This window comes from Nocardia albiluteola, assembly GCF_018860155.1.
GTDB lineage: Bacteria > Actinomycetota > Actinomycetes > Mycobacteriales > Mycobacteriaceae > Nocardia > Nocardia albiluteola.
In genome coordinates this window covers 51,146-76,974 of sequence record NZ_JAHKNI010000015.1, presented here as the reverse complement: position 1 = coordinate 76,974, position 25,829 = coordinate 51,146, and the positions used below count along the sequence as shown (strand labels likewise).

Genomic DNA, 25,829 nt, shown 5'->3' with positions numbered 1-25,829 from the left:
CGCGGCCGGGGAGTAGCTCAGCCGGTAGAGCACCCACGATTCAATTGGGCGGCCGCGGGTTCGATTCCTGCCTCCTCGGCCCCGTAGTTCCGCGGCCGACTCCGAGGGGATCGGCGAAACCTGGAAAACCGTTGTGCGACACGAGATATAGTTTTTCTGCCGTGGAGTAGCTCAGCTGGTAGAGCTCCCAGATCGAGTGGGAGGACGCGGGTTCGATTCCTGCCTTCACGGCCCACAACGTCTCGGAAGCGTCGGTCGGTCAGCCGATCTCGAACAGGTCCACCAGGCGCCGCCCGAGCATGCGGCGCAGCCGCTCGGCCAGCGACAGCGGCAGCTTCTCGCCGACGACCAGCGCCAGGCGCAGCCGGCTCAGCCGACCGGCATGGGGGTGGGTCAGCATGCGGGCGTAGAAAACCGGCTCGGCACAGAACACGCCGACCCGATGCAGGAGCACGATCGACAGGGCGAGCCCCTCGTCCGGGCGCTGCGGCGTGAGCACCGCCGCGGCGCCGCGCCGCAGCGGCAGCAGCACCGCATTGCCCAGGCCGTACTCGAGATGCATGGGCGCGGCGCTGTAGCAGACCTCCCCCTCGCTCACCGCCAGGATGTCCTCGGTCGCCCGATCGACCCGCGCCGCGGCGCCGTGTGAATGGAAACGCAGTCGCCGCGACCCGGCGGCGCCGGCCGTTACCACCGCGAAGGCCGGGTCGTCCGCCGCCATCGGTTCCGGGCCCGCGTCCCCGTCGATTCGCTCACCCGGATCCCCCAGATCCCGCAACGTCACGGTGTGGCCCTCGAACGCCTCGCGAACCGCGACTCCGGCGACCACCAGCGTTGCCTCGGCGGCCCGCTCGGCATCGCGCAGTTCGCCGTCGGAGTCCTGTTCGTCGACCGGAATCGCCACCCCACCGATGCGCAGAACGGCGAGAAATGTCGTCACGAAGTCGATTCCGTCGGGCAGCGCCAGCAGCACCCGGGACCCACGCGAAACACCCAGCCTCCGTAGCGCTTCCGCTCTCCGGCAGACCTGATCGTAGAGCTCACCGTACGTGAAGCGGTGTGCACCTTGGATATATGCGGTCCGCTCGAGCCAGCCGGAACCGCGCGCCAGATCCTCCAGCCATCCGGCCAGGTTGCCGGTGCCCGCGGGTTCCGACGGTGCGGCGGGCGCATCGGCGGGTACGCCGATCACCGGCATACCCCTTCGATCTCCACCAGTAGATCCGCCCGGGAGACATCGACATTGAAGTACACGACCTCGGAATCGGCCGGAAACACCAGCGAACAGATGTCGCGGACAACGGGAACGTGCCTGCTGTCGCGCACATAGACCTTGACCTGATCCATGTTCCGCAGGGCGTACCCGTCGCCGTCCAGCCCGTACCGGCTCAGGTTGTAGTCACCGACGAGCGTATCGATGTCGCGCAGGGTCTGCACGGTCTGGCGCGCGATGTCGTCCGCGTGCACGGCGTTCTCGCCGACCAGGCCGGCGGTACCCGAGACGAACAGGCTGCCCGCGCCGTGCTCCCTGAGGTAGGTGGCGCGCGCGCTGCTGCGCCGCTGCGGCTCACGGCGCCAACGGTTTTCGCGGGCCGGTGGTTGTGGTGGAGTATCCACCTGAATGGTCCGGCCCGGTTTGGTGGCGAGATAGCAGAGATCGACTCCCGCAGTGAGCGTGCCGATCCCGTCCGCGGCGGGCACGCCCGGGAACTGCTCCCCCCACACGGCGAGCGCCTCGGCCCGCCCGGCACAGAAGTCCGGATAGATCCCGATGCCCTGCGCATTGGCGCCGCCGATGCCGCCGACGAAGTTCCACATCCGGACCAGGTCGGTGTAGCCGTGTTCCCAGGCGAACCGCAGCGCGGATTCGTACAGCTCGCGCACCGGCGCCCGATACACCGGCTCCGGCCCCAGGCGTGCGGCGTAGAAGAGATACTCGCCGTCCTCGGCGAAGACCGCGTCACCGACCACACCGCTGCGCACCGGTAGCGTGGTTCGCCAAATCTCTTCGGCCACATGGTCGATCCAGGTCGCGACATGTGCGGTCATGTGCGGCGCACCATCGACCATATCGGGGGCAGCCGGTCCGGTTGCAAAACTGATGCGCCCCAAGATATTTCCGGGTTCCGCGCTCGCCGATTCCGAATACACCACTCCCGGAACCAGATCGGACCACAGACCTCGCACACTGCCACCGAACTGCCGGTTACGCATGAGACTTCCTATATTTCGCGCAGGTCGAACCACCGCGCAGGATCGGATGCCGGTGGCTGATCGGCGGGGAAGATCCTCGCGATATGACGCCGGTCAGCGTAACATGACACCATTCGATGTAACATGCTTCCGCGGCGTCAGCATCCGTAAAGCTCCCCGATATCCTGTGTGGGCGTCTGCCTTCGGAGACAGCCGAAGGGCACGACACCCGCATCGCTCAGTGCGACAGCCGATCGCGTCGATCGGTTCACGCAGAACAGCCCGGCGGTGTCCATGCGGCAGATGTAATCGCCTGCGCTGACCCGGGATCCGTACGCAAGCTGATTGCCGTAGCCGCGCACGAACGGCCCCGGGTCACCGTGCAGCGAGCCGACGGTGGCCTGCGTGCCCGTGTAATAGATCCAGCCCGCGATGAATTCGCCCTCGTCGTTGCCCGCGGGCTTGCTCGGCGGATTCTTCAGCTCGACCAGGCAGGACAACCCAGGCACGGAGTCGTCGAAGTCGGTGATGCACTTGATCTTTCCGGTCGGGCTGTTGAACGCGACATCCTTGTGCAGCGTGGTGGCGGTGCCGTCCGGCGCCTTGGCGGTGCGGAATTGCTCGGCATCGGCCGCGCGCCCCGCCTGCACCCAGGCGAGCACGTCGGCATAGCTCGCCCCGCGCGCCGGAGCGCTGCCCGCCGCCGTCGTCGGCATCGCGGACGACGACGGCACGGGCGTGGTGGCGGGGTCGGGGCGCTGCTGCTGGTTCGTGGCCGTGGAGCATCCCGCAACCAGCAGCAGCAAAGCGGTCAAGGCGGCAATACGCGTGTTGATCACCCTAGGGCAGTACCCGCGGCCGCACCCGGTGAATCCGGCCGCGCCCGGCGGGTCCGCCGAGCGGCACGACGTCCGGCGAATTGGCCGGATTTCCGTATCCGGCGTCAGATTTTCCCTGCTACCGTCCAGACCACCGGTCTGTTGATCTCGTGGAGGTGGTCGAGGTGGTCTCGGTTCTGGAGCAGGTACAGCGCAAGGTAATCCACACCGTCGAGACGATTCGCGGGGTCAATGTGCTGCGCGAGCGCGGGCTGATCGATCCGCGCAATCTGCAGGAGACGCTGCGCACGGCCAAGGAGGGCGCGGTACTGGGGTCGCAGGCCACCGCGGTCCGGCACGCGGCGCGGGTCTGGCCCGACAGGGTCGCCGTGGTCGACGAGCGCGTCTCGCTGACCTATCGCGAACTCGACGAGCAGTCCACGGCACTGGCCCGCGGTCTGCAGAACATGGGCATCACCCCCGGCACGGTGATCGCCATCCTGGCTCGCGACCACCACGGGCTGCTGCTGGCGATGGCCGCGGCCGGCAAGGCGGGCGCGCGGTTGGCCCTGATGAACACCGGTTTCGCCAAACCGCAGTTCGCCCAGGTCTGTGAGCGCGAGAACGTCCGCGCGGTGCTGCACGACAGCGAGTTCATCGGGCTGCTCGACGCCCTGCCGAGCGACCTGCCCCGGGTGCTGACCTGGGTCGACGAGGGCCACGAAGTGCCCTCGGGCGCAACGACAATCGAGGAGCTGATCGCGACCAACCCGGTCACCGAGCTGCCGTTGCCCGAGCGGGTCGGCGGATTCGTGATCCTGACCAGCGGCACCACGGGCCTACCCAAGGGCGCCCCGCGCGGCCGGATATCGCCGATGGCGACCGTGCAGGTCGCCGACCGGATCCCGTTCCCGCGCCAGGGCACGATGATGATCGTCTCGCCGATCTTCCACAGCACGGGCCAGGCCACCTGGCTGATCGCCGTCGCGCTGGGCAATACCGTCATCACGACGCGCCGGTTCAACGCCGAGGACACCCTCCGCAAGATCGCCGAGCACCGGGTGCAGTTGCTGGTGGCAGTGCCGACGATGCTGCACCGCATGGTCGAACTGGATCCGGCGATCCGCGCGCAATACGATCTGAGCTCGCTGAAGTCGATCGTGCTCGCCGGTTCAGCGCTGTCGCCCGAGCTCACCGTCCGCGCCACCGAGGCCTTCGGCCACACCCTCTACAACCTCTACGGATCGACCGAATGCGCGGTCGCGACGGTGGCCCAGCCGCAGGATCTGGCGCTGGCACCCGGCACCGCGGGCCGGGCCCCGGTGACCTGCGAGGTCGTACTGTTCGACGACGAGGGCCGCCGCATCCACGACCGGAATGTCACCGGCCGCATCTTCATCCGGTCCGGCGCGCCCTTCGAGGGCTATACCGACGGGCGGCACAAGCAGATCATCGACGGCTACATGTCCTCCGGCGACGTCGGGCATTTCGACGAGCACGGCCTGCTGTTCATCGACGGCCGCGACGACGACATGATCGTCTCCGGCGGGGAGAACGTCTTCCCGCTGGAGGTGGAGAATCTGCTGCTCGCCCGGCCCGACATCTTCGACGCGGCGGTCGTCGGGGTGGACGACGTGGAATACGGCAAGCGGCTGCGGGCGTTCATCGTCGCCGAGCCGGGCGCCAATCCCGACGCCGAGGAGATCAAGGCGTACGTCAAGGGCAATCTGGCCCGCTACAAGGTGCCACGCGAGGTGATCTTCCTCGACGACCTGCCCCGCAACGCGACCGGCAAGCTACTGCGCCGCGAACTGATGGAATACAAGCTCCCCGAGTAGACATCGTGCACAATCACAGGCCCGATATGCGCTGAGGTGGTACAAGATCACAGAGTGGGCCCGGCAATCTTGCAGGTACCGTCGGTTACAGAGACTCGGGCTACTTCCGAGTAGGCATGCTTGCTAGTGTTAGCACCCGCACTGGATCTCGATGTTGCGATCCGCCCGGCCCTGGTCAGGCGATCGCGGAAGGTTGTAACCCATGTCAGCTGCCCTTCCGTCGGCCAGCACTGCGGTCCGCAAGGCACAGGACCTCGCCCTGAGCGTCAACGCGATGGTCAAGCGCGGACTGTTCAATCCGCTGCGCCCGGACCATGCCCTGAGCTCGGCGCTCAACGTGGGCAAATACGGCCCGTTCGCCGGTGTGATCATGCACGCGGCCAAGACCAGCGCCGACTCCGCCGCCATCCTCGACGAGCGCGGTGAGATGACGTTCGGCGAGATCAACGAGCAGTCCAACCGGCTCGCCCGCGGCCTGGCCGCCCGCGGACTGGGCCAGGGCGACGTGATCGCGGTGCTGGCCCGCGACCATCGCGGCATGGTGCTGAGCCTGGCCGCGACCGGCAAGCTCGGCGTGCGCGCAGTGCTGATGAACACCGGCTTCGCCAAACCACAGCTGGCCGACGTGGCCGCGCGGGAGGGCGCCAAGGCGATCCTGCACGACAGCGAATTCGTCGAGCTGATGAGCGCGATCCCGGCCGAGATCCCCCGCATCCTGACCTGGGTGGACGAGAAGGACGGCGTGGACCCGGCGATTCCGACGCTGGATTCGCTGATGGCGGGGCAGTCGCCCGCCGCCGTGCCCGCGCCCGAAAAGCCCGGCGGCACGGTCATTCTCACCAGCGGAACCACCGGAACGCCGAAGGGGGCGCCGCGGGAGAAGGTGAGCCCGTTCATCTCCGCGCAGTTCCTGGATCGGATTCCATTGCCGCGCAACGGTTCCATGGTGGTCGCCGCGCCGGTGTTCCACGCCACCGGACTCTCACAGTTCACCCTCGGACTGGCGCTGGGCAACCGGATGATCTTCCAGCAGCGGCGTTTCGATCCCGAGGCCACGCTGGCCAATATCGCCCGATACGGGGCGCGCTCGCTCGTCGTGGTGCCCACGATGCTGCAGCGCATGCTGGATCTGCCCGCGGAAACCCTTGCCAAGTACGACATGTCGTCGCTCGAGATGATTTTCGCGGCGGGCTCGGCGATCCCGCCGGACGTCGTCACCCGCAGCCTCGACTACTTCGGCGACGTGCTCTACAACGTGTACGGCTCCACCGAATGCGCGCTGATCACCGTGGCCACGCCGCAGGACCTGCGCATCGCACCCAACACCGCGGGTCGGCCGCCGGTCGGCATCCGGCTGGCCCTGTACGACGGGAACCGCACGCGGATCACCCGGCCGAACGTGACCGGCACGATCTTCATCGAGAGCGCGCATTCGTTCAAGGGCTACACCGACGGCCGCACCAAGGAAACCGTGGACGGCATGATGTCCAGCGGTGATGTCGGCCACTTCGACGAGCACGGCCTGCTGTTCATCGACGGCCGCGACGACGACATGATCGTCTCCGGCGGCGAGAACGTCTTTCCCCAGGAGGTCGAGCATCTGATCGCCCAGCGCGCGGACGTGCTCGAGGCCGCGGTGGTCGGCGTGGCCGATCGCGAATTCGGAAAGCGCCTGCGCGCCATCGTCGTTCCCGGTCCCGACTCGGCGCGCGACGTGCAGGAGATCAAGGACTACGTCAAGGCCAACCTGGCCCGGTACAAGGTGCCGCGCGAGGTGATCTTCCTCGACAAGCTGCCGCGCAACGCCACCGGGAAGTTGTTGCGTAAACCACTGGTGGAGATGGACGTCCCCACCGAGTGAGTCCCGAGCGGATGCCACGCTCGAAAATTCGTGGCATCCGCTCGGTTATCATCGGCGGGTGATCATCGTCCCCGGCAACGCGCCCCGCGTGAGCGCGTCGGCACGACCGTGCCGCAGGGCGGGCGCAGCCGGCTTCGCCGGGACACAGCGCGCGTCCGGATCACGAGGCGCCGCGAGGTCGCCTCGGACTGCCGATTCGAGGGCTACCGCAACCGCACAGCTGCGTGGCGCATCGACGGGATCGGTATCCGGGGCGCTGGCGATCGCGGCGCACGGTTGGGCGGCGGGCAATATGCCACTGCGATCCCACACCCTGCTACTGCTGGTGGCTGCCTGCGCGGTGGTGGGAGCGCTGGTAACCGGCGTGGGGCCCCTGCGTACGACGAGGGTCGGTCTGATCTCCGCTCTCATCGGCGGGCAACTGCTCGGCCACGCCGTCATGTCGGTCGACATGGCCGCGATGCCCGGTCACGCCTCGATGTGGACTCCGGCGATGCTGGCCGCGCATACGGTTGCCGCTCTCGCCGCCGCCGTTGTCATTCGGGGCGCCGAGGCCGCGTACGGGATTCTGGCCGCGGCCATGGCGCGGATGCTACCGCTACTCTTGCGGGCGCCTGCGATTCCCGGCCCGCCGTCGTTGCGTATCACGCACCGCGACAGCGTCATTCAGCGTATTCTCGCCGCCGATCCCTGCCATACCCGCGGCCCGCCCGCCCCTGCCGGAGTCTGAATTCACCTTTACACCCGTGTGCACGAAGGTCTTTCGTGCATGTGCGCAGGTCGTGACCGTTCTGCCGGACGGTCGTCGGTCACGGTGCCGACGGGTGAATCCTGTATTGCCGGAGCTATCCGGTGTATCGCGACACTCGCCGGATGTGAAGCGCTGCGGCGCATCATCGACGGGCTTGTTCCCCCGGTACATATCGATGCCCGGTGGAGCCGGGCGATCCGTAAGCCCATCCAGGTGGGACCGGGCGGACCGAAGCCTACGGCGCTGAGCCGTGGTCGGATCGCCGCAGGCCGGTCGGCGCGCGACTGCGTCCGCACATGAGGGGCGGACGCAGCCGCGCGAACAGGATTCACCCACACCGCGGCGCAATCCCACGGGTGCCGACCATCGCAAGGGATACCGATCGTGAGCACTACCGAACAATCCGAAACCGCCACCGAGCCCGCACCGCCACCCGCACCCGACAGATCCGAGACGCGAAACGGCCTGTTCGCGTTGGCGATGCGACTGCACTTCTATGCCGGGGTGTTCGTCGCACCGTTCATTCTGATCGCCGCTCTCACCGGCGCGCTGTATGCCATCGCGCCGACGCTGGAGCAGGTCGTGAATCACAGTCTGTTGCATGTGAATTCGACCGGGACGGTGCGACCGCTGTCGGATCAGGTGGCCGCCGGGGTGGCCACCGAGCCGAAACTCGCACTGGCGGCGGTCGATCCGGCCCAGCGCGCGGGCGACACCACCCGGGTGCTGTTCACTGATCCGTCGCTGGGCGAGTCCGAGCAGCGCGCGGTATTCGTGGATCCTGTGACCGCGCGTCCGGTGGGAACCACTGTGGTGTACGGCAGTTCAGGGTCGCTGCCGTTGCGAACCTGGATCGATCAGTTGCACCGGAACCTGCATCTGGGCCAGGCGGGGCGGCTCTACAGCGAGGCTGCCGCGTCATGGCTGTGGGTCGTCGCGCTGGCCGGGGTCGCGGTGTGGGTCAGCCGCGCCCGGCGTGCTCCTGGCATCGCGCGCCGCCTGCTCTGGCCGGATCGTCACCGTACGGGCCGACTCCGGACGATGAATTGGCATGCGACCGTAGGGATGTGGCTCCTGCTGCCACTGCTGTTCCTCTCGGCCACCGGCATGACGTGGTCGACCTATGCCGGGGCGCACGTGGACACGGTGCGCGCGGCACTGAGCTGGACCACACCGACGGCACACACCGCACTGACGGCATCCGCTGCGCGACAGGCGGGTTCGGCAATGCCCGGGATGGACATGCCCGCGCCGGGCTCGAACGCCCCGCGGCACGGTAATCCGGATCCGCGGACGCGTGCGGCGGAGGTGGACCGAGTATTCGCCGTCGCACGCGCGCACGCGGTCGACGGCGCGGTCGAGATCACCGTCCCGGCCACGGACGACACCGCCTACGCCGTCAAGCAGCGTCGCATCTCCGGTCAGCTCGCCCAGGACTCGATCGCGATCGACGGCCGCACCGGCGGCGTCGTCGACACCGTACGTTTCGCGGACTGGCCGCTGATGGCGAAGCTCGCCAACTGGGGCATCCAGCTGCACATGGGCATGATGTTCGGCCTCGCCAACCAGGTGCTGCTGCTGGTGACGATGCTCGCGCTGGTCACCGTCATCGGCCGCGGCTATCTGATGTGGTGGCGCCGCCGCCCCAGCCGCGCCGGCCGATTCGCGGTGGGAGCCGCCCCGCGCCGCGGCACGCTGCGCCGTCTCCCGATGCCCGCACTCGCGCTGCTCACCGCCGTCACGGTACTGGTCGGTTGGTTCGCACCGGTGCTCGGGGTCAGCCTGCTGGGCTTCCTCGCGGTGGACGTCGCGCTCGGATTCGCCCGCCGCCGCGCCGCGGCCTGACCCGCCGCGTCCGGTGGGATCCGCGGCCGACGCCGGGCGCGGATCCCGCCGCCGCGGCCGGTCGCTCCGCGGTTGCCGGTTGCGTGGCCTAGGCGGGCGACCGCACGTCCATGCTGATCAGCAGGTCGATCACGCGGCGGCGGATATCCTCGCGGATCGGCCGCACCTCCTCCACCGTCAGCCCGGCCGGATCCTCCACGATCCAGTCCTCGTACCGGATTCCCGGCGCGATCGGGCACACATCGCCGCAGCCCATGGTGATGATGACGTCGGCGGCACGGATGATCTCGTCGGTCCAGGCCTTGGGAAACTCGTGGGAGATGTCGATGCCGACCTCCGCCATGACGGCCACCGCGGCCGGATTCAGCGAACCGCTCGGCTCCGAGCCGCCCGACCACGCCATGGCCCGATCCTGGGCGTAGTGCTCGAAGTATCCCAGCGCCATCTGCGAGCGCCCGGCATTGAACGTGCACAGGAACAGCACCACCGGTATCCCGTGCTCGATCCGGCCCTCGACCTTGGCCCGCGCGTGTAATCGCTGCCTGGCGAAGCGCTCGGCCAGCACCGGGAGGTAGAGCTGCACCGATGAGCGGCCGCCGATCTCCCGATAGGCGTCGTGGAGAAACTCGTGAATCGTATTGGCGTCGAACAGGATCGTGAACTCACGGCACAGCCGGCGCTCGGCACGGGCCAGCGCCGTGCCGTGCACGATGTCGAGGAGTCGGTATGCCGGGGTGATCTCTGCATACCCGGCCCGGTTCGTCCGCTCGGGCGTGGACACATAGGCAGCGTTGCACTACCGCCCCTTCACGGCAACCGAACTAGAGATGAAATCTCATCGGACTCGGAGACGACACCGCAGCGTACCGGGCGCGAAACCCGCGATACGCTGCGATGTTCGAAAGACCTTAGCGCAGAGAACTTTTCCCGGATCTCGGATCGAACGGGTCAATCCGGACACATCGACTACGCCGCACCGAATGACATATCACGCAACCGATTACGATCCGCCCGACGGTTCCCCTGTCACGACAGCGTAACCCCGCCGCCCGGCGTGGTGATCAGCGACCAGAACCCGTCCGCGCCCGCACGCAGCGCACGCTCGCCCAGATACCGGGCCCACTCGGTCTCGTCGCCGTCCTCGTCCCGCCACGACCACAGCCGCATGGTGGCCAGCCGCAGCGGCGTGAGTTCGGTGAATCCGATCGCGCCGTGCAGCTGGTGCCCGATGCGGGTGATCTCGGCCGCGGATTCGGAGGCCTGTGCCTTGGCGACGGCGGCCGCGAATTGCGCTGCCGCACCGTCGTTGTCGAGCGCGGTGGCCGCCGCCGCGACGGCCGCGCTCACCAGCGCGGTCTCCTCGATGAGCTTGGCCTCCTCCTGCTTCACGGCCTGAAAGTCGCGCAGGGCGCGGCCGAACTGGTGCCGGGTGGTGGTGTGCCGCACGGTGAGTTCAACGCAGCGCTGGGCCGCGCCCGCCATCAGCGCTGCCCGGGCCAGCGCCGCGCGCGTGCGCGCCTCGGCCAGGACCTCCGCGTCGATCGGTCGCACGCGATCCGAGGGGATCTCGATATCGTTGAGCACGAGCGTATCTCGCGGCTCGCCCGCGATATTGACCCCGGGCTGCAGCACCGCACGGGCCGGATCCAGGCGCAGCAGCACCGGCCCCAGCGGCGCCCGGGTGAGCACAACCACCTCGGCGGCGGTGCGCGCCCACGGAACACGCGCCAGCACCCCGCTCACCCGCAGCGTGCGATCGGTGCCGGCCGCGCCGAAGGGGCCGACGCGGCTGTCGGCGTCCGGATGGGCGTAGCGCACGCGCAGCCCCCCGGCCGCGTACGTCAGCGGCCCGTCCGGGACGACGAATCCCGTTGCGAGCAAGGGCCTGGCGACCAGCAGCGTCTCGGCAATCGGCCCGGGCACCGCCGAGCGACCGGCCTCGCGCACGAAATCGGCCAGGGCGGTGGTCGTGGCGTCGAGCGGGGGAAGCTTGCCCGCCAACGCCTTCCAGACCCGCGGTGCGGAATCGACTGGATTTGCCACGATGTCCTCGGTGGCCAACTCGGTGAGCGTCACGGTGTCGGTCATGATCAGTCCTCCATACCGCGGGTGATGATGCCGCGCAGGATCTCGTTGGTGCCCCCGCGCAGGGTGTAGGCGGGGCTGTGCATGATGGCGAAGGCCAGCAGCTCGGGATAGGTTCCGGGCGTGGCGCCGGGATCCGGCACGGCGGGCACGATCGTGCGCACCGCGTTCACCAGATCGCCCTCGAACCGGGTGCCCAGATCCTTGACCAGCGCGGCCTGCACATCGGGCGACCGCCCGGCCTGCAACGCCGCGGCCACCCCGAGCGACATCTGCCGCAGCGCGGACAGCCGGCCGACGAGGCGGCCCACCCCGGCCTGCTGCTCGGCGGTTACCGCCGTATCCGCAAGGCACCCCAGCGCGGAGATCAGCAAGGCCACCGTGGACAGGAAGCGCTCGGGTCCGCTGCGCTCCCACGCCAGCTCCCCGGTGACCTGCTGCCAGCCCTCGCCCTCCCTGCCCAGCAGCGCGTTCTCGCCGACCTCGACGTCCTGGAGATGAAAGAAATTGAAGGTGTGCTCGCCGGACAGCAGCCGGATCGGTTCGATGCGCACACCCGGCGCACGCAGATCGACGATGAACTGACTCAGCCCGGCGTGCCGGTCCGCGGCATCGGAATCCGTGCGCGCCAGCACGATTGCGTAATCGTTGACGTGCGCTCCGCCGGTCCAGCGCTTGGTCCCGGTCAGGCGCCAGCCTCCGGGAATGCGCTCGGCCCGGGTCCGCACCGCCGCCAGATCGGATCCGGCGTGCTCCTCACTCATGCCGATCGAGAAGAAGCAGCGGCCCTCGCTGATCGCGGGCAGGTAGAACCGGCGCTGTTCCTCGGTGCCGTGACGCAAAATCGACGGTCCCGCTTGACGATCCGCAACCCAGTGCGCCCCGACCGGCGCGCCGGCGGACAGCAGCTCCTCGATCACGACGTACCTGTCCAGGGCGCCGCGCTCGTGCCCGCCGTACTGCTTCGGCAGCGCCATACCGATCCAGCCGCGCTCGGCCAGGCGCCGGGTGAACGCGGGATCCCAACCGGTGAACCAGGAGTCGGCGCGGCCCAGCACGGTGCCGCGGGCGCGTTCGGCGGACAGGAACTCCCGCACCTGCGCGCGCAGGGTCTGCGCGGAGGCGGGCAGTTCGACCGCGGGAAAGTCGAATGCTGTTGACGTCATGTGCATCTCACTCCTTCATCGGCCGAGGAAGTGCGGCCGGCGGTGCTCCCGGCGCGCGGTGATGCCCTCGGTGAAATCGGCGGTCTGGGTGGTAACGGGCTGGGCCAGCGCCTCCCAGGCCAGGGCCTGCTCGACGCTCGGCTGCCCGGCCGCCAGCGCGGTCTTGGTCAGGCGCACCGCGATCGGCGCCGCACCGGCGATCTGCGCGGCGGTGTCCAGCGCGGTGTCCAGCACCGATTCGCCCGCGGGCAGCGCGATGCCGAGCTCAACCGCCTCCGCGCCGCTGATCACCCGGCCGGTGAACAGCAGCTCGCGGGCCCGCTGCATGCCCACGGCCTCGGGAAGCAGTGCGGTGGTGGCCATTCCGGCGTGCAGGCCCAGCTGCACGAACGGGACGCCGAGGCGGGCCGTGGGCACGACGTAGCGCAGATCGCAGGCCAGCGCCAGGGCCAGGCCCGCGCCGATCGCATGCCCGTTGACCGCGGCGATGGTGGGCACCGGCAGGTTTCGGATGCTGAGCCAGGTGCGATAGAACTCCGACAGGTGGGCGCGGGCGCCCATCAGGTCGGCGTCCGCGGTACCGCCGAGCTCGCCCAGGTCCGCGCCGGAGCAGAAGGCCGGTCCCGCCCCGGTGACGACCACCGCGCGTAGCTCGGCGGCGCCGCGTAGCTCGCGCATGGCCTCGGACCAGTGCGCGGTGAGCTCGGCGGACATCGGATTGCGCTTGGCGGGATTGGTGAATGTCACCACGACGACGCCGTTGTCGCGCCACTCGACCGTCAGCGGCTGGTGTGCGGTCATGCTGTGGCCCTCGATTCCTGGTGTAGTAGCGCGGGATCGAATCCGACCTCGCGCAGGACCTGTTCAGTGTGCTGCCCGATGGTCGGGCAGTGCCGGACCTGCGGCGGCGGAGTGGCCGAATACCGGACCGGCTGGCCGATCACCCGGTAGGCGCCCTCGGTGGGGTGTTCGGCCTGCACCAGCAGCCCGCCCGCGCGGGCGTACTCGGTGGCCGTGGCCGCCTCCAGGTCCAGGACGGGTCCGGCCGGAATGCTCACCGAATCGCAGAATTCCTGCCATTCGGCGGTGGTGTGCAGCGGGGTCAGTTCCGCTGCGAGCGTGGTGAGTTCGTCGACGTGCTCCGCCCGGTCGACCACGGTCCGGAACCTCGGATCGGCGGCGAGCTCACCCCGCCCGGCGAAGCCGAAGAACGCGCTCCAGTGCGCGTCGGTCGCCGGCAGGATGCACATCCACCCATCGGCGGTGCGCTGCGCGGTCCGCTGGGGCGTGAGAATCCTTGTGTAGCCGAATGTTCCGGGCTCGCCCTCGTCCTGAAGGGTCGCCCCGAACAGATGCTCCACCAGATTGAACGCGAGCATCGTATCGGCCATCGGCACCTCGATGTGCTGACCGGACCCGCCCCGGGCACGGTGATGCAGGGCCGCGAGCACCGCCTGCGCGATCTGCAGCCCGCACACCTTGTCCACCAGGACGGTCGGCAGGAAGTAGGGCCGGCCCGTCACCTGCTGGTTCAGCGACACCAATCCGGTGACGCCCTGGATGATGTCGTCGTAGGCGGCGTGCGTGCCCCACGCGGAATCGGCGCGGAATCCCTGTGCGCTGGCGTAGATGAGATCCGGATTGTGCTGGGCGACATCGGCATAGCTCAGCCGCAGCCGCGCGAGGGCCTGGGGCCGGACATTGGTGATCAGCACATCCGCGGTGCGCAGCAGGGCCAGGAGCGCGTCGCGGCCGTGCGGAGCCTTCAGATCGATGGCGGCACTTCGCTTGTTGCGGTTGAGGTTCAGCGCGAAGGCGCCCATCCCCGGATGGCGCTGCGGGTGATATTCGCGCGTCATATCCCCCTGCGGCGGCTCCACCTTGATGACGTCCGCCCCCAGGTCGCCGAGCTGCTGGGCGGCGTACGGGGCCATGATCACGCTGCCCAGCTCGATGACCCGGACCCCGGCCAGCGGTCCGGCCGAATTCTGTTGTCGCATTGCGCATCTCCTTGAACCGAGTATGTCCATTCCAGGAAACCGCCGACACACGATATCGTCCAATATTATTTGGTCCGGGTTTATATATGCTCTGCCATATAATCCGGCGGTGGACTTCACGCAGCGCATGTTGGAGCAGTTCGTGGTGCTGGCCCAGGAGAAGCATTTCGGCCGGGCCGCGGACCGGCTGTCGATGAGCCAGCCGCCGCTCAGCCAGGCGATCGCGCGGCTCGAGCGGGGGCTCGGCGTCACCCTGCTGGACCGGACCGGGCGCGGCATCCGGCTCACGCCCGCCGGACAGGCCTTCGCCCGCGACGCCCAGCAGATGCTCGACCTGCATGCCGCGGCCACCGAGCGGGCCCGGCGCATCGCGGCCGGGCTGGAGGGCGAGCTGCGGGTCGGATTCATCAACAGCCTGGGCTATCGATACCTGCCCACCGTGCTCGGTTGGATCGCCGAGGAGCTCCCCGGCCTGTGGCTGCATCTGCGGCAGGACTCCTCGATCACCCTCGCCGACCTGGTGCGCACCCGGATTCTGGACCTGGCGTTCGTCCGGACGCCGCTGCGCAATCCCGACGGGCTCGCGGTCCACCACGCCGTCACCGAGCGCCTGATCGCGGCGCTGCCGCGCGGGCATCGCCTCGCGCATCGCGAGTCGGTCCACCTGCGCGAGCTGTCCGGGGAGAGCTTCGTCGGCGTCGGCGCGCAGACCCTGCCCGCCCTGTCCGAACAACTCGCGCTCGCCTGCCAGGAGGCCGGTTTCGCGCCCCGCATCCGCGGCCACGCCGACGACCTCCAGGGCCTGATCAGTTACGTGGCCTCGGGCAGCTGCATCAGCCTGGTCCCCGAACAGCTCGCCGAGCAGCCCATGCCGGCCATCCGCTTCGTCCCCCTCCGAGACAGCTCGCCCTACCTCGAAACGCGCATTGCCGCAATACATCTCGCCGATACACCCGACGAGGCCGTGCGGCGGGTGCTGGACCTCATCGAGCGCCGCCGCCCCGGCAGGTAGATCAGCCCCGCCGGATCGCGAGTCAGTCCCGGGCCTCGACGGGTGCCGCGACCTCGGATCCCCGGCCCGGCCGCGCCGGCGCCGCACGCGCCCTCGATGACCTGCGGCAGCGTGGTCGGCGCCATGGCCGCGGCCATCAGTCGGCGAATTATCCGGCGCCCGAGGACAATTCGGTCGGCGCGGCCGGATCCCGGACGTATTCGAGCCCGTTCGAGGCCAGCAGGCGGATCCCGTCCGGATTATGCAACGCCTCCAGCGCATAGCGGCGCAACTGTTCGGGCAGCGGGGTGCCCGGCGCCGCCCGGGGCGACAAGACGCCGACCGAGGCCGTGGGCGACTACCAGGCGGTCATGCTCACGCGCGGTTTCGGCGCCGTCGAGAACTCGCGGCGCATGGCCGCGCAGATGTTCGCGGACTGACCCCGCGTGACCTGTTCCGCCGCTCGAGCGGGAGGTCAGCCGTGCTGCGGCAGGTTCGAGACGGTGTGCTCGGCCTGAGCCAGGGCCTCGGAGAGCAGCCGCAGGACGTGGCCACCCGAGAGCCGATACAGGCGCGCCCGACCGTCGGCGCGCTGCTGCACGAGGCCGACCAGGCGCAGTTTAGACAGGTGCTGGCTGGCGGCGGTGGGGCTGCAGCCGGCGGCCTCGGCCAGCGCGGTGACGCCGAGTTCCTCCTCGCGCAGGGCCCACAGCAGGCGCAGCCGGGTGGGCTCGGCGAGCATCGACAGCATCTGCACGGCCTCGCCCACCTGCGCCTCGGTCAACCGCTCGGCATGTCCAGCCGAGGTGGTTCGTTCGGTTGCCCTGCTGATGGTCATCGATCGCCGTCCTTCTGTCGCAGTCGCCCACCCAGTGTGACACCCGGCGGTTCACAACCCGGTGTGTCAACCATTCATGTTCTCATCTTCACATCAGTGAAGATGAGAGTATATTTCCGAACATGAGTTTCACCGCACCCGCTCTGCTCGCCGCCGCGGCCGGCGTCGGCTTCGGTCATGCCGTCCTGCCCGACCACTGGGTCCCGCTGTCGGTCATCGCCCGCACCCAGCGCTATCCGCTGCGCCGGGTGCTGCGACTGTCCGGACTCGCGGGCCTGGCGCACGTCGGCTTCTCGCTGCTGCTGGGCGCGATCATCATCGGCGTCGGCCTGCAATTCCGCTCCACCGTCGAGCGCCACGAGAACCTGATCGTCGGCGGGGTACTGCTGGCCACCGGAGCGATCTTCCTTGTGCTGGAACTGCTGGGCCGCGGTCATGGCCACAGCCACGACGAAAACGGGGGGCACAGCCACGGACACGGGCACGGGCACGCACATGGCCGAGGCCATTCGCACAATCACCATCACGGACATGGCCACGACAACGAGAAGGCTCACGACCACGCGACTCGGGCTGCGGCTGAACCGCTTACGGTCGCCACGAGCACCGCACTCCAGCATTCGCACGATCATGAACACGCTCACGCCGGCGGGCACACCCACGACCACTCACATGACCACGGGCACACCCACAACCATGGGCACGACGACGATGGCGAACAGGTCCACACCCACGGGCACAGCCACGATGGCGCCCACGACCACACGCCGGAGCACGCGGCGGCCACGCTCGCAGTCGCGACGAGTACCCCTGCGCGGCATACCCACGACCACGATCACGGCCATGACGCCGGGCGCACCGGAGCCGGTGCCCACACGCATTCCCACGCGAACGACGCCATCGCCAACGCCCCGGAATACGCCGACAACCGCAGTCGCACAGCACGATTCCTGGCGTTCGCGGTCCCCTTCGGCGCCGCCGCCTCCCCCGACCTGACGATCCTTCCGGTCTTCCTGGCCGCCAGCGCCGCGGGTCTCGCCGCCGCCCTCGGCACGCTGCTCGTGTTCTCCCTGGTCACTATCGGCACCATCGTCGGTCTGACGATGCTCGGCACCCTGGCCGGTTACCAGCTGCGCGGCGCGTGGATCGACAAGGGCGCCAACCTGATAACGGCCGGCGTCCTGCTGATCATCGGCATACTCGTCGCATTCGGCATCATCTGACGGACGTCGACGCGGTCTCCGCCCCGCACCTGGCGCGGATTCCTCGATGCCGCAATCGCATCGCGCAGTGACCGCATTCGCGGTGTCGGCCCTCGGGGAATCAGAAGCGGAACCGCACGATGCGGGTGGACCGTGCCATACCCGGCAGCAGATTCAGCAGGCGGAAGATACGGCGCGTGTTCGCGGGCGCCTTGGCCATCAACAGCGGCGAGTCGTTCATCGGGGCCTCGTCGACGAACTCGAGGCGCGGGTGCCACTGGGCCAGCGCGGCCGGATCGTCGAAGCCGCAATGGAACTGGGTGCCGTATCGGCGCAACGTCGGATCCCATTTCGAGGTGCGCCACGCCCAGACCGCGACCGTGTCGAACTGGATCCCCCCGCTGGGGAAGGCCTCGACGATGCCGGTCAGCAGCCGCCGAAGGTCGGCCTCGGTCAGGTAGGGCACCAGTCCCTCGGCGACCATCAGCACCGGACGGCCGCGGGGAATGCGGTCCAGCCAGGTCAGGTCGGTGACGCTGGAGCCGATGAGGGTGTAGTGCTCGCGGGACGGCAGAAACTGTTGCCGCAGTTCGACTATGTCGGGGTAGTCGAGGTCGAACCAGTCGACGGTGGCGGGCGGGTCGATCCGGAACACCCGAGCGTCGAGCCCGCAGCCCAGGTGCAGCACCACCGCGTCGGGGTGTTCGGCCAGGAAGCTCCGGGCCCAGTCGTCGTGGACCTTGGCGCGCACCACGGCGGCCAGGCCCAGCTGACTGGTGCCGAATCTGCGGCGGTCGTACCCCGGGTCGAGGCGGCGCATCGCCTGCTCGGCCCAGGTGTCACCGAGGATCGGGTCCGGTAACCGGTTGTCCAGCGCCTTGGCCCGCAGGACGGGGCTGAGGGTCTTCTGCACTCCGACGAGTCCGGTGTCGTTCACGTCTCCAGACAGTACTCAGGGATCGGCCACCACGACGGCGACCGGCACACCGGCCCCCGACATAGCCGCACCCGCTCCGGACGGCCGGAGCGGGTGCGGATCTACGAGAGGGCGCGGTCTACTCGGCCGAATCGATCGGCTGGGACGGCGGAATCTGGGTGGGCCGCAACCGAACCCACACCAGGAACCCCACCCCGAGAACCGCCATCGCGACTCCCGACCACAGGTTGACGTTCCACCCACCGCTGCGGGCCAGATCCGCCGCGCTGTGCTTCATCGCCCCGACGATGATCAGCACGATTCCGTACAGCCCCATGAGCGCCCCGACAATAGTGCGGATGTCGAAAAGCATTACATCACTTCCTTATCCGATGACGATGTTCAGCACGATGACCAGGGCCAGCGCGATTCCGGCGAGCAGCACCGGGCGCTGGTACCAGGGCAGAGAGCCGGCGCCGGCGTCGGTGAGCTGTTCCTTGGGCGTCTCCGAGTAGACCAGGCCGACCAGCTCGGCGGCGGGTTTGGGCGCGGTCACCAGGCTGACGATGATGCTCAACACGATGTCCACCACGAATGCCACACCGGCGGCCAGGAAGCTCGAGCCCTGACCGGACAGGTTGATCACGTCGATCTTGCTGAGAATGAAGATGAAGACCGCCGACAGCGTGCCGAAGACCAGGCCGACCCAACCGGCCGTGGCGGACATCCGCTTCCAGAACATGCCCAGGATGAACGTGGCGAACAGCGGCGCGTTGAAGAACGAGAACAGCGTCTGCAGGTAGTCCATCATGTTCGAGAAGTTCCCGGCGATGAACGCGGTGAAGATCGCGATCACGGTGGCGCCGACCGTGGCCCAGCGGCCCACCTTCAGGTAGTACCCGTCCGGCTTGTCCTTCACCACGTACTGCTGCCACAGGTCGAAGCTGAACACCGTGTTGAAGGCCGAGATGTTCGCCGCCATACCGGCCATGAACGCCGCCAGCAGCCCGGCCAGCGCCACCCCCAGAAGTCCGTTGGGCAGGATGTCTTTCATCAGATACAGCAGCGCGTCGTTGTAGGTGACATCGCCCTTGCCGGTCGCCTTGTACTCGGCCACCTGCGGGACGATCAGCGCGCTGATCATGCCGGGGATGACGACGATCAGCGGGATGAACATCTTCGGGTACGCGCCGATGATCGGGGTACGCCGGGCCGCGGAGATCGAATGCGTGGCAAGCGCGCGCTGCACCTCGACGAAGTTGGTGGTCCAGTACCCGAACGAGAGCACGAAGCCCAGGCCGAACACGATGCCGACGACCGACAGGAAGTTGTTGGAGAAGCCGCTGAGCTGATTACCGGGCCAGGAGTGAATCTGCTCCGAACCGTTGGGCAGCGCGGACACCTTGTCCCTCAACCCGTTCCAGCCGCCGACGCGATGCAGGCCGACCAGCGTGAGCGGCAACAGCGCCGCGACGATCACGAAGAACTGCAGCACCTCGTTGTAGATCGCCGCCGACAGACCACCGAGGGTGATGTACGACAGCACGATGACCGCAGCGACGATGATCGACACCCACAGTGGCCAGCCCAGCAGCACGTTCACGATCGAGCCGAGCAGATACAGGTTCACGCCCGCGATCAGCACCTGCGCCAGCGCGAAGCTGATCGCGTTGACCAGATGCGCGCCGGTGCCGAAGCGCCGCCGCATGAATTCGGGCACACTGCGCACCTTGGAGCCGTAGTAGAACGGCATCATCACCACGCCGAGGAACAGCATGGCCGGGATGGCGCCGATCCAGTAGTAGTGCATGGTCGGCATGCCGTACTGGGCGCCGTTGGCGGACATGCCCATGATCTCCACCGCGCCCAGATTCGCGGAGATGAACGCCAGGCCGGTGACCCAGGCGGGCAGCGACCGCCCGGACAGGAAGAAGTCGATACTCGACGACACCCGCTGGCGGGCCAGCAGGCCGATGCCCAGAACGAAGATGAAATACAGTGCTACCAGGGCATAGTCGACGGGGGCCGCGTCCAGGCGCAGGCTGTTGCCCTCCGCGAGCACGGCCTGCGCCGGTCCTGCGGTCAGCACCGAGTCGAAGATTCCTGGTGGCGCGGCATGGGGTGGCATGCAGCCTCCTGTTTCGATCAAAATCCTCCGATGGCCGGTCGGCCATTGCGGGGATCATAGCGGCCCGTTAACGCTCACATAGCAGGGTGGTCTGACCGGGGCTCGCGCATTCCGCATCGGCGCCACGGCCCGCCCCTGTAATCTCGTGACCGACACGTCGGCACGCACGGCAGGCACCCTTCGATCAAGCTCGAGCACGTTGGCGGCCTCGGGTGCGCGACAAGGAGCCGCCATTCATGTCATGATCGAATCGGTCGCCCGAGTCTCGGCGGCCGAGTGTGTGGACATCGGCTGGGGCATCTGCACGTACCACAACGCTTGTTTTCGTCCACCGACGCCCGCGCGCGGCAGGCCGGTTCAGACCCGCCGCAGAACACGATTCTTCATGGAGGACCGGAGCGGATAAGGGGAGATGGTGCTCGGCATACGGCATTTTGCGGACCCCCGGCATCTGGCCAGGCCGCTGTGGGGTGCGTTTATGCCGATGGTCGCGGCGCTCACGATCGCGCTGCCGCTGCTCACCTCCCTGACGGCGGTGATTGCGATCGTCCTGGGCGCGGTGCTGGCCGCATCGATCGCGATGATCGTGCGTGGGCTGCGTCGTTACAGTTCGCCGGCCCCCATGCCGTGGTACCTGCTGGCCGGATCGGTCGTGCTCTTCACGATCGGCATCGCGCTGCGCGAACTGTTCGGCACCAATCACTACCTCTTCGACGATGTTTTCACCCTGAGCGGGTACGCCGGGGTCTTCGTCGCGGCGCTGCTGTGGCTCACGCCGCGCCGCGCCCGTGACAGCCGCGGCCTGCTGCTGGACTCCGGACTGATCGGCCTGGGTGCGCTACTGGCCTCGTGGACTCTGCTGATCTCACCGCTGCTGGATCAAGGTGTGCGCCCTTCCGCTCTGGTGGCGGCCTGTTATCCGGTGATCGATGCGCTGCTGCTGACCGTCGTCGTGCATTCGGTGGTCACGTCCACGCGCGCGGAGACCTCGCTGCGCCTGCTGCATGCGAGCCTGGCCATGATCCTGCTGGCCGATTTGGGCTACAACCTCGAGGCCGCCGGTACGCTGCACGTGGCGCACCGGATCCTGGTTGTCCCGCTGCTGATTTCCTTTCTGCTGGTGGGCCTCGCGGCGCTGCATCCGACGATGGTCACCCTGAGCCAGCAGCGGCGCGTCCACCCGGACCAGTCCCGCCAGCGCGCCGGCGTGATCGCCGCGGTGCTGGTGGTGGCCGCGCTGGTGCCGACCGTGACCAGCCGGCCCGGCGTCTACGACCGCGCGGTGGAGTCGGTGTTGCTGGCGCTGCTGCTGATCGGTGTGCTGCTGCGCAGCGAGCGCGCCATCGTGCGCAGCGCCCGCAGCGAGCGGCGCGCGCAGTATCAGGCCGACCACGACATGCTCACCGGACTGCTGAACCGCTCGGCACTGCTGCAGGCCCCGGCCCGCAATCACGAGCGGTGGGCGGGACGCACACTGTGCCTGCTGTTCATCGACCTCGACGGCTTCAAGGCGGTCAACGACAGCTACGGACATGCCATCGGGGACGAGCTGATCGCCAACGCGGCGGCGCGCATCCGCCGCGTCATCCGCCACGACGACGTGGCCGCCCGCTACGGCGGCGACGAATTCGTCGTGCTGACCCGCGCCGACCGCACGGACACCGCAACGCTGGCCGAGAAGCTGATCGCGGCCTTCGGCAAGCCGTTCGAGCTAAGCGTCGGCGCGGTATCGATCACGGCCAGCATCGGAATCGCCTGCGGCGCACCGCGTTCCGATGTCCGGCACGACGACGCCGGGCCGGGGGGAGCACCGGACGAGCGACGGTCCGACGGCAATCACACCGCGACGCCCACACACGGCGTGCACATCGCGGCGCCGGCGCACGGTGTGCACACCGCGGCGGTACCCGCGAGCGGAGACGGTGCCCACACACCGACCGGCACGCCCACCGAAACATCTCCCCGCAACGCGCCCGACGCGGGAGCGACACCCGACGAGCCCGCGGCCGCGTCACCGACTGGCAAGCCGCCCAAGGAATCTCACACAGCGCAGGAGCACGGGCACCTCACGCCGAGCCCGGCGGTCGGCCCGCACCCCTCGACTCCCCGGGACGGCGCGCCCCCCGAGGTGACGGTCTACGACCTACTCCGCGAGGCGGATTCGGCGATGTACCACGCCAAGGAGTATTCACTCGGGTACGTCTTCCAGGACGAAATGCGCCCCCACGGACATCCCGAGGCCCGGCGAACCTGGCGGAACGACAAGCGTGGGCCCCGGCAGCACCGCGAGACGACCGTCTAGGCCGGCCCGGGAATTCAGCCCTGCAGCTCGTCGAGCACGCGGCGGGCCTGATCGAGTTCGGACTGCAATTGCTCCACCTTGGCACGCTGCGAGCTGCGCACCGAATCCAGGACCGAATCCACCACCTCGGCGACCTCGGGATGCAGGAGCTTCGCGGCCTGCGCAACCGCCGAGCCGGCTACCGCCAACCCGCGCACCGTGCGCTTCTTGCCGTTGACCACATCGACGGTCCATTCGCCGTCGGCGGTGCCGGAGAGTGTCACCGTGACCTCCGGGGGCTTCGGCTTGCGCGCAGCGGCGGCCGCCTTGGTAGCCGGACGCGACGCCGACTTGGCCGCGGCCCCCTTGGGCGCTGCGCCCTCGGCGGGGCCATCGGCTTCCGCCGGAGCCGGTTTCGACGCGGCCGGGGCCTCGGGCGTGCTCACCGGGCGGGGGCTCGGCGGCAGGGGCGAGGAGGCGACGGACGGTGCGACGGACGAGGGCATGCTCACTGGGGTGTCCTTCCTGGGTTTCGCGGCGGCCTCGGGCGCGGGGCGCCGGGCCGGTTTGGTCAGCGTCACTTCGGTGGGCGAGAACGACAACACATCCTTGGAGCCCGTGGGTTTCACCTGCAGGAAATCGCCCTCGGACGGATCACCGAGGGCAAGCACCTTGCCGGAACGCCCCTCGGGCACTCCGACCGCCTCCGCGGTGAACCACACCATCGGCGGGCGACCCGCGGCAAGGTCCGCGGCGATCTGCCGAACTTCTGTGTCGGACAACGGTTGCGGCTTCGTTTGTCGGGCTGACATGGTGCACTCCGGGCGGGTTCGTGGACGTCTGCGTGCCAAGAGCATGCCCCATGACACCGACAAGTCCACATCGCCGGCGGACCTCGAGCACCGCCTCCGACACAGGCAATTGTTCAGCAACAGCCTGCGCCCGCCGCCGCTTTCACACTCGACCACCAGGCAGGATAGTAAGCCTTCGGCGCGCCGCCCGTCCAAACGGACACCCAGCCGAATCGGCGAGTCGGACATCGAATTTCAGCAATCTTTTGGTAAACGATGACACTCCGGAAACCGCGCGCGACGCGGACATCCTGCCCGCCACCGGGTAATGTGCGGACTCGATGAGGTGTCCGGTGGTCGTGGGAGCAGCGCGATGAGCTCCCCGTATCTGCTCGCACTGCGCGACGAACGCCGAACCGTGCTGGGCTTCTGCGACGGCCTCGGCGAGGCCGAGTGGCGGGCGCCCAGCGCCGCGGCGGGCTGGTCGATCACGGATGTTTTCGTGCACATGACCACCGCGGTGCGCGCCGTGGTCTCCCGGGACATGGTCCCGTACATGACAACCCACAATCTGGAGCGCCTGAACGAGCAACTGGTCCACGACAGGCAGCCCGATGCCGGCGCGCCCCTGCTCGCCGAGTTCGGCGCGTGGAGCCGCCGCGGATGCGCGGCACTGGCCGTGCTGACCGCGCCGGGCCTGCGCCTGATTCGCACTCCGATCGCCGAATTGGGCTGGTACCCAGTCAAACTCGCACCCGCGATCCTGCTCTTCGAGTGGCACACCCACCTGCGCCACGACATCGCCACGGCCCTGGACCGGCCCGCCCCGGCCACCGACGCCCGCCGCATGACCGCGATCCTGAACTGGCTGATGACCCTGCTGGAACATTCCCATCGCGAGGCGCTCAACTGGCTCGAGGATCCGGTCGCGCTGACGCTCACCGGGCCCGGCGGCGGCACGTGGCGCCTGGAGCCGCACGGCGGGCGCCTGCGGGTGCGGCCGGGCCGGGCCGCCGGGGCCGCGGCCCATATCGCGGGACTGTCGCCGGAGTTCCCGCAGTGGAGCACCCGCCGGGTGCCCTGGCGCGCCTGCGCCGTCGCCGTCACCGGCGATGCCGAAATCGGCACCCGGGTGCTGGATTCGATCAACCTGGTGTGACCGGCGCGCCAAGATCGACACTCTGCCCGCCGCCGGGGGCGCGCACGGCTAGCATTTCAGATGCACCCGTGCGGGTGAACGAACCGCGATCACATCTCGCACGGCGAGCCGGGGAACGGCTCGACTCACGCGTGCAGGATGCAAAGGGGTTTCGAGTGGACAGGCCGGCATGGGCGCCCGAGGGCGTGGATATGACGCAGGCGAGCCCGGCACGGATGTACGACGCCCTGCTGGGCGGTTCGCACAATTTCGAGATCGACCGCAAGGCCGCCGAAATGGGCAAGAAGCTCGTGCCCGATCTACCGCGGCTGGCGCTGAGCAATCGGGCATTCCTGCGGCGGGCGGTCCGCTATCTCTCCGACGCAGGGATCCGGCAGTTCCTCGATATCGGCTCCGGCATCCCGACCGCCGGCAATGTGCACGAGGTGGCGCAGCAGATCGATCCACGGGCCCGGGTGCTGTACGCCGACATCGATCCGGTGGCGGTGACCCAGGCCGGCACGATCCTGATCGGCAACGACTTCGCCGCGGCCGTCCAGGCCGACCTTCGTAAACCGGACGAACTGCTGGACCTGGCCGCGAGATCCGGACTGATCGACCTGTCCGAGCCCGTGGGCCTGCTGCTGGTCGCGGTGCTGCACCTGGTGCGGGACGACGAGCAGCCGCGGGAGCTGGTCGCGCGGCTGCGGGACGCGATGCCCGCGGGCAGCTACGTCGCGATCTCGCACCTGACCTCGGCACAGCGTCCCGAGGACGCGGCCGGGCTCGAGGCGCAATCGGCCAACGATTCCCATACCGGCCTTCGATTCCGGGATCGCGCGGCGATCACCGCCATGTTCGACGGCTGGGAGATGATCGAGCCCGGGGTGGTCGAGCTGCCGCTGTGGCATCCGGAATCCGATCGCGACCTGCACGAGGCGCCGGGCCGCTCGCTCGGTCTGGCCGGTGTGGGCCGCAAGGTGTAGA

The 25,829-nt window shown here is 68.7% G+C and carries 23 protein-coding genes and 2 tRNA genes; 11 read left to right on the top strand and 14 right to left on the bottom strand.

Translation table 11 applies throughout. The features are described 5' to 3' along the window. Positions 1-6 precede the first annotated feature (6 nt). Both KO481_RS34230 and KO481_RS34225 read left to right on the top strand, forming a co-directional pair. A tRNA-OTHER gene (locus tag KO481_RS34230) sits at positions 7-79 on the top strand. A gap of 81 nt (positions 80-160) precedes the next feature. Beyond that, positions 161-231: transfer RNA gene (locus KO481_RS34225), tRNA-OTHER, on the top strand. 28 nt (positions 232-259) lie between these two features. Here KO481_RS34225 and KO481_RS34220 read toward each other — a convergent pair. The 3 genes from KO481_RS34220 to KO481_RS34210 form a co-directional block, all read right to left on the bottom strand. Further along, on the bottom strand, positions 260-1,192 hold the full coding sequence (locus KO481_RS34220; RefSeq protein WP_215922646.1) for an AMP-binding protein: 933 nt from the start codon (positions 1,190-1,192) through the stop codon (positions 260-262). Next, the gene (locus KO481_RS34215) at positions 1,189-2,049 is read right to left on the bottom strand and encodes a chorismate transformation FkbO/Hyg5 family protein (protein ID WP_215922645.1); all 861 of its coding nucleotides are present in this window, start codon (positions 2,047-2,049) and stop codon (positions 1,189-1,191) included. The genes KO481_RS34220 and KO481_RS34215 overlap by 4 nt, the downstream gene beginning before the upstream one ends. A 302-nt stretch (positions 2,050-2,351) precedes the next feature. Continuing rightward, a complete protein-coding gene (locus KO481_RS34210; protein ID WP_308166879.1) occupies positions 2,352-3,032 on the bottom strand; it encodes a RodZ family helix-turn-helix domain-containing protein in 681 nt (226 codons plus the stop codon). 164 nt (positions 3,033-3,196) lie between these two features. Between KO481_RS34210 and KO481_RS34205 the strand changes: the two genes are divergently transcribed. The 4 genes from KO481_RS34205 to KO481_RS34190 all read left to right on the top strand — a co-directional run bounded on the left by KO481_RS34205 (position 3,197) and on the right by KO481_RS34190 (position 9,306). Continuing rightward, positions 3,197-4,849, top strand: a complete 1,653-nt coding sequence (locus tag KO481_RS34205) for an acyl-CoA synthetase (RefSeq protein ID WP_215922644.1) — start codon at positions 3,197-3,199, stop codon at positions 4,847-4,849. 202 nt (positions 4,850-5,051) lie between these two features. After that, positions 5,052-6,710 (top strand): acyl-CoA synthetase, encoded by a 1,659-nt coding sequence (locus KO481_RS34200; RefSeq protein ID WP_215922643.1) that lies wholly within the window; start codon positions 5,052-5,054, stop codon positions 6,708-6,710. 292 nt (positions 6,711-7,002) lie between these two features. Continuing rightward, positions 7,003-7,440 carry a hypothetical protein gene (locus KO481_RS34195; protein ID WP_245401924.1) on the top strand — a complete coding sequence of 146 codons (438 nt, stop codon included), beginning with the start codon at positions 7,003-7,005 and terminating at the stop codon, positions 7,438-7,440. 405 nt (positions 7,441-7,845) lie between these two features. Then, complete coding sequence (locus KO481_RS34190; protein ID WP_308166878.1) at positions 7,846-9,306, top strand: PepSY-associated TM helix domain-containing protein; 1,461 nt, start codon at positions 7,846-7,848, stop codon at positions 9,304-9,306. Between the two features lie 88 nt (positions 9,307-9,394). Here the strand turns inward: KO481_RS34190 and KO481_RS34185 are convergent, their stop codons facing one another. The 5 genes from KO481_RS34185 to KO481_RS34165 all read right to left on the bottom strand — a co-directional run bounded on the left by KO481_RS34185 (position 9,395) and on the right by KO481_RS34165 (position 14,557). After that, entirely contained in the window at positions 9,395-10,045 is a 651-nt protein-coding gene (locus KO481_RS34185; protein ID WP_215922764.1) for an arsenate reductase ArsC, read from the bottom strand. 287 nt (positions 10,046-10,332) lie between these two features. Continuing rightward, positions 10,333-11,394, bottom strand: a complete 1,062-nt coding sequence (locus KO481_RS34180; RefSeq protein ID WP_215922642.1) for an acyl-CoA dehydrogenase family protein — start codon at positions 11,392-11,394, stop codon at positions 10,333-10,335. A 2-nt stretch (positions 11,395-11,396) separates the two neighbouring features. Next, on the bottom strand, positions 11,397-12,557 hold the full coding sequence (locus tag KO481_RS34175; protein ID WP_215922641.1) for an acyl-CoA dehydrogenase family protein: 1,161 nt from the start codon (positions 12,555-12,557) through the stop codon (positions 11,397-11,399). A gap of 15 nt (positions 12,558-12,572) precedes the next feature. After that, positions 12,573-13,358 (bottom strand): enoyl-CoA hydratase/isomerase family protein, encoded by a 786-nt coding sequence (locus KO481_RS34170; RefSeq protein WP_215922640.1) that lies wholly within the window; start codon positions 13,356-13,358, stop codon positions 12,573-12,575. Beyond that, on the bottom strand, positions 13,355-14,557 hold the full coding sequence (locus KO481_RS34165) for a CaiB/BaiF CoA transferase family protein (RefSeq protein ID WP_215922639.1): 1,203 nt from the start codon (positions 14,555-14,557) through the stop codon (positions 13,355-13,357). The genes KO481_RS34170 and KO481_RS34165 overlap by 4 nt, the downstream gene beginning before the upstream one ends. A 109-nt stretch (positions 14,558-14,666) precedes the next feature. Here KO481_RS34165 and KO481_RS34160 point away from each other — a divergent pair, with 109 nt between their 5' ends. Further along, positions 14,667-15,569 (top strand): LysR family transcriptional regulator, encoded by a 903-nt coding sequence (locus KO481_RS34160; RefSeq protein WP_215922638.1) that lies wholly within the window; start codon positions 14,667-14,669, stop codon positions 15,567-15,569. A gap of 148 nt (positions 15,570-15,717) precedes the next feature. Here the strand turns inward: KO481_RS34160 and KO481_RS34155 are convergent, their stop codons facing one another. Next, complete coding sequence (locus tag KO481_RS34155; RefSeq protein ID WP_215922637.1) at positions 15,718-15,882, bottom strand: hypothetical protein; 165 nt, start codon at positions 15,880-15,882, stop codon at positions 15,718-15,720. A gap of 141 nt (positions 15,883-16,023) precedes the next feature. After that, entirely contained in the window at positions 16,024-16,386 is a 363-nt protein-coding gene (locus tag KO481_RS34150; protein WP_215922636.1) for an ArsR/SmtB family transcription factor, read from the bottom strand. 122 nt (positions 16,387-16,508) lie between these two features. On the opposite strand from KO481_RS34150, the gene KO481_RS43610 reads away from it, so the two are divergent. Next, entirely contained in the window at positions 16,509-17,609 is a 1,101-nt protein-coding gene (locus KO481_RS43610) for a hypothetical protein (RefSeq protein ID WP_245401923.1), read from the top strand. Positions 17,610-17,709: 100 nt separating this feature from the next. Here the strand turns inward: KO481_RS43610 and KO481_RS34140 are convergent, their stop codons facing one another. From KO481_RS34140 to KO481_RS34130, 3 genes are all read right to left on the bottom strand, one after another. Further along, entirely contained in the window at positions 17,710-18,525 is an 816-nt protein-coding gene (locus tag KO481_RS34140) for a class I SAM-dependent methyltransferase (RefSeq protein ID WP_215922635.1), read from the bottom strand. Positions 18,526-18,643: 118 nt separating this feature from the next. Beyond that, the gene (locus tag KO481_RS34135) at positions 18,644-18,877 is read right to left on the bottom strand and encodes a hypothetical protein (protein WP_215922634.1); all 234 of its coding nucleotides are present in this window, start codon (positions 18,875-18,877) and stop codon (positions 18,644-18,646) included. Positions 18,878-18,889: 12 nt separating this feature from the next. Continuing rightward, a complete protein-coding gene (locus tag KO481_RS34130; protein ID WP_215922633.1) occupies positions 18,890-20,632 on the bottom strand; it encodes a sodium:solute symporter family protein in 1,743 nt (580 codons plus the stop codon). Between the two features lie 478 nt (positions 20,633-21,110). Between KO481_RS34130 and KO481_RS34125 the strand changes: the two genes are divergently transcribed. After that, positions 21,111-22,934, top strand: a complete 1,824-nt coding sequence (locus tag KO481_RS34125; RefSeq protein WP_245401922.1) for a diguanylate cyclase — start codon at positions 21,111-21,113, stop codon at positions 22,932-22,934. 14 nt (positions 22,935-22,948) lie between these two features. Here the strand turns inward: KO481_RS34125 and KO481_RS34120 are convergent, their stop codons facing one another. After that, positions 22,949-23,695 carry a DUF6319 family protein gene (locus tag KO481_RS34120; protein WP_245401921.1) on the bottom strand — a complete coding sequence of 249 codons (747 nt, stop codon included), beginning with the start codon at positions 23,693-23,695 and terminating at the stop codon, positions 22,949-22,951. A 382-nt stretch (positions 23,696-24,077) separates the two neighbouring features. Here KO481_RS34120 and KO481_RS43605 point away from each other — a divergent pair, with 382 nt between their 5' ends. Together KO481_RS43605 and KO481_RS43600 are read left to right on the top strand one after the other, a co-directional pair. Then, the gene (locus KO481_RS43605) at positions 24,078-24,863 is read left to right on the top strand and encodes a maleylpyruvate isomerase N-terminal domain-containing protein (protein ID WP_245401920.1); all 786 of its coding nucleotides are present in this window, start codon (positions 24,078-24,080) and stop codon (positions 24,861-24,863) included. A 155-nt stretch (positions 24,864-25,018) separates the two neighbouring features. Continuing rightward, positions 25,019-25,828 (top strand): SAM-dependent methyltransferase, encoded by an 810-nt coding sequence (locus tag KO481_RS43600; protein ID WP_308166877.1) that lies wholly within the window; start codon positions 25,019-25,021, stop codon positions 25,826-25,828. Position 25,829 lies beyond the last annotated feature (1 nt).

Bases quoted from the DNA above. Each gene is read 5' to 3' on its own strand.
- KO481_RS34215 (WP_215922645.1), bottom strand. From the start codon at position 2,049: ATGACCGCACATGTCGCGACCTGGATCGACCATGTGGCCGAAGAGATT.
- KO481_RS34200 (WP_215922643.1), top strand. From the start codon at position 5,052: ATGTCAGCTGCCCTTCCGTCGGCCAGCACTGCGGTCCGCAAGGCACAG.
- KO481_RS34195 (WP_245401924.1), top strand. From the start codon at position 7,003: ATGCCACTGCGATCCCACACCCTGCTACTGCTGGTGGCTGCCTGCGCG.
- KO481_RS34180 (WP_215922642.1), bottom strand. From the start codon at position 11,394: ATGACCGACACCGTGACGCTCACCGAGTTGGCCACCGAGGACATCGTG.
- KO481_RS34175 (WP_215922641.1), bottom strand. From the start codon at position 12,557: ATGACGTCAACAGCATTCGACTTTCCCGCGGTCGAACTGCCCGCCTCC.
- KO481_RS34170 (WP_215922640.1), bottom strand. From the start codon at position 13,358: ATGACCGCACACCAGCCGCTGACGGTCGAGTGGCGCGACAACGGCGTC.
- KO481_RS34165 (WP_215922639.1), bottom strand. From the start codon at position 14,557: ATGCGACAACAGAATTCGGCCGGACCGCTGGCCGGGGTCCGGGTCATC.
- KO481_RS34150 (WP_215922636.1), bottom strand. From the start codon at position 16,386: ATGACCATCAGCAGGGCAACCGAACGAACCACCTCGGCTGGACATGCC.
- KO481_RS43610 (WP_245401923.1), top strand. From the start codon at position 16,509: ATGAGTTTCACCGCACCCGCTCTGCTCGCCGCCGCGGCCGGCGTCGGC.
- KO481_RS34135 (WP_215922634.1), bottom strand. From the start codon at position 18,877: ATGCTTTTCGACATCCGCACTATTGTCGGGGCGCTCATGGGGCTGTAC.
- KO481_RS34130 (WP_215922633.1), bottom strand. From the start codon at position 20,632: ATGCCACCCCATGCCGCGCCACCAGGAATCTTCGACTCGGTGCTGACC.
- KO481_RS34125 (WP_245401922.1), top strand. From the start codon at position 21,111: ATGCCGATGGTCGCGGCGCTCACGATCGCGCTGCCGCTGCTCACCTCC.
- KO481_RS43605 (WP_245401920.1), top strand. From the start codon at position 24,078: ATGAGCTCCCCGTATCTGCTCGCACTGCGCGACGAACGCCGAACCGTG.